Raw genomic sequence first — 1,669 nt, 5'->3', positions numbered from 1 at the left:
GGGAAGTCAGGCTGGCGGACATCGACCTGATCACAGAAGAGGAAAAGCGGGAAATTTTAGAGGAAATTAACGCGACGAAGCGGGATTACCCGCGAGACCGGACGATACATGCGCTCTTCGAGGAGCAGGCGGAGAAAGGTCCCGACCGGACTGCGGCGGTATACGGGAGCCGGACGATCACGTATCGCGAGCTGAACGCAAGGGCGAACCAACTCGCCGCCGCTCTCAGAGGCAAAGGTGTGGCCGGACACCGTCGTAGGGATCATGGTCGAGCGGTCGATCGAGATGCTGATCGGCATCCTGGGCATATTGAAGGCCGGCGGAGCGTACCTGCCGATCGATCCGGACTATCCGGCGGAGCGGAGCGGCTACATGCTGAACGATTGCGATGCCCGCATCCTGCTCGTAACCGGAGAAGCCGCAGACAAGCTCCGGTTCGCTGGGGAGCGGCTGGATATTGCTGCCGTGTCCGGGACGAACGGTGCTGCTCAGGATCTTCCCAACCCGGACACCGAAACGTCGCCATCGCATCTGGCCTACGTGGTGTATTCGTCCGGCAGCACGGGGCAGCCGAAAGGGATCTTGGCGGAGCACCGGAATGTCGTGCGCCTGGTGAAAAATACCAACTACGTCGAGCTCCGGGAAGGCGACCGCATTCTGCAAACCGGGGCGCTCGTCTTCGACGCCACGACGTTCGAGGTATGGGGCGCGCTGCTGAACGGGCTCACGCTGTATTTGGTCCCCAACGAGACGATTTTGTCCCCGGCGGCATTGGAGCGGGAGCTGGCGGAGAACCGCATCGCGATTTTGTGGCTGTCCGTCGCCTTGTTCAACCAGTTGGCGCAGGAGAAGCCGGAGCTGTTCCGTCCGTTAAGGTACTTGATCGTAGGCGGCGAGGTGCTGTCGACGAAGCATATCAATCTGGTCCGCAGCCGGTGCCCCGGCGTGCGTATCCTCAACGTCTACGGCCCGACCGAAAACACGACGTTCTCGACGTTCTACCCGATTGAGAGGGACTTCGATTCGGACATTCCGATCGGGAAGCCGATCAGCAATACGACGGCGTATGTCGTAGGCAAGCGCGGGGAGCTGCTGCCGAAGGGCATATACGGGGAGCTGGTGCTTGGCGGAGACGGGGTGGCGCGGGGCTACTTGAAGCTTTCGGAGCAAACGGCGGAGAAGTTCGTCCCCAGCCCGTTTGCGGCCGGAGAGCGCCTGTACCGGAGCGGGGATATCGTCCGATGGCTGCCGGACGGAAGCCTGGAGTATCTGGGAAGGGCGGATACGCAGGTGAAGATCCGCGGCTTCCGGGTCGAGCTGGAAGAAATCCGCCGCAAGCTGACCGCGCATCCGTCGATCAAGGAAGCGTTCGTCGCCGCACGGGAAAACGAGCAGCGGGGCAAATATTTATGCGCCTATGTGACGGTGGAAGGGACACTGGACAAGTCGGCTGTCCGGGCGTACTTGAAGGAAAGCCTGCCGGAGTATATGGTGCCGTCCTACCTGAAGCCGCTGGACAGCCTGCCGCTTACGACGAACGGCAAGGTGGACGTGCGGGCGCTGCCCGAGATTTCGCCGGACGAGCTGGCCGAAGGCGCTTATGAAGCGCCGGGAACCCCTACCGAGGCGAAGCTGGCGGAGATCTGGCAGGACGTACTCGGCGTCAGCA

At 62.1% G+C, this 1,669-nt stretch carries 1 protein-coding gene and 1 pseudogene; both read left to right on the top strand.

The features are described from left to right. Window positions 1-11 precede the first annotated feature (11 nt). Window positions 12-1,314: pseudogene (locus tag PEH01S_RS34205) on the top strand (amino acid adenylation domain-containing protein); the annotation flags it as partial. Continuing rightward, a partial coding sequence (locus PEH01S_RS36260; protein WP_407669521.1) for an AMP-binding enzyme occupies window positions 1,291-1,669 on the top strand: 379 nt, incomplete at its 3' end. The pseudogene PEH01S_RS34205 and the gene PEH01S_RS36260, both read left to right, overlap by 24 nt.

This window comes from Paenibacillus ehimensis NBRC 15659 (genome assembly GCF_004000785.1).
GTDB lineage: Bacteria > Bacillota > Bacilli > Paenibacillales > NBRC-103111 > Paenibacillus_G > Paenibacillus_G ehimensis.
The sequence above is the reverse complement of the archived record's forward strand: the minus strand, read 5'-3'. Positions and strand labels throughout refer to the sequence as shown.